The sequence below is a fragment of the Haloferax prahovense DSM 18310 genome, assembly GCF_000336815.1.
GTDB lineage: Archaea > Halobacteriota > Halobacteria > Halobacteriales > Haloferacaceae > Haloferax > Haloferax prahovense.
In genome coordinates this window covers 1-1,302 of the sequence record NZ_AOLG01000039.1, presented here as the reverse complement: position 1 = coordinate 1,302, position 1,302 = coordinate 1, and the positions used below count along the sequence as shown (strand labels likewise).

Annotated in this window: 1 protein-coding gene and 1 pseudogene; both read right to left on the bottom strand. The window is 58.1% G+C overall.

Annotated elements, in window-relative coordinates:
* Positions 1-538 (bottom strand): annotated as a pseudogene (locus C457_RS11195) (hypothetical protein); the annotation flags it as partial.
* Positions 538-1,302: hypothetical protein (locus C457_RS19705; protein WP_083864293.1), on the bottom strand; the 765-nt coding region annotated here is incomplete at its 5' end. The pseudogene C457_RS11195 and the gene C457_RS19705, both read right to left, overlap by 1 nt.

Here is a 1,302-nt window from a genome sequence, read left to right as displayed (position 1 = left end):
CTTCGCCCGCGTTCTGGAGCTGGGCCCAGTCGTTGGACATCGCGAAGTCCATGTTCCCCGGGTCGATCTCGATGAAGGCTTCCATCGTGCCGTCCGTCCTTTGAATCGCGCCAGCACCGGGCCACGCCCGCTTGATGTTCGTGAGATCTTGCGTTCGCTCGTCCGGTTTGAACGGCGTGTAGTTTGCGAGCCCGCCCTCGTTTCGCTCTGTCTCGTTCGTGGTACTGTCGGCTGCTTCTGGGGCACTGAACGTGGCCCGTGGGCGCTTGGCATATCGATAGACGTCCTTCGTCCACGTCCACGCGTTCAGGTGATCGGGAGAGACGTAGATGACAGCAACACCGAACCCGAGTCCACCGGCTACGAACGGGAGAGCGAGCGATTCGACGCCAGTGAGACTCGCGATGAAGAGCCCGATGATGGGGAAGGCGATGAGCACGCCGACGTCCCCCTCCTCGATGTTGAGGTAGGGGATGCGACTCTCCTCGCCAAACTGGTTCATGATACGCCGCGCTGCCGCGTCTGGATCTGTAGACATTAGTGAATACCTCGATCGTACTCCATTCCGCGTTTGTCACTCGATGCGTCTGCTGTGGCTCCACCGGGGTCATTCTCGGTTCGACGGTACGATGGGGCTCCGTCCTCAGTTCCGTGTCCGCCTCGAGCAGCAGCTTTCTGTGCAACCGCATGGCCGGCTGCTGCTTTCGGTCCCCACCGTGCCGCTGTCGTCGCGACACCTGCACCGCCAACGTAGGCGCCAGCCGCGACACCGCCGATGAGAGCGGCTCCTTTCGTCGCACCTCCGACAACCCTGGCTGTCAGTGGAGTCGCGTACTTGAACGTCTTCCAAGTGATGTATAGCGCAACTAGAGGGAGTGAGGCAGCGACGAGGAACTTGAGGAATGCAGTCTGTGGTGTGAGGGTTCCGCCGCTGTATATCAGATCATATCCTTTGAATACTATCGCGGCTGGCAGCGGCAGGACGGCAAGGGGGACAAACCGCCTACAGAATCCCATCGCAATATCAGACACAACGGGGATATTCCCATATCCGATAGCAATCGCAATCGGCATTCCGTAGAGATATACGTAGAGGAGAATCTCGCGGATGTAAAACAGAGCCTCCAATGCCCACATCGAGATACCTCCGATTAGCGCAAATAACAGCGATAACCCCGGGTTGGTCAGTGTTACACTGAGGAACCCCAGCATAGCATTTCGAAGCGATGCCATACCGGGCATCAGAGCAATTGAGAAACCATCGACAATGTAGAGCGAAAGGACACCGACCCAATACCAGAC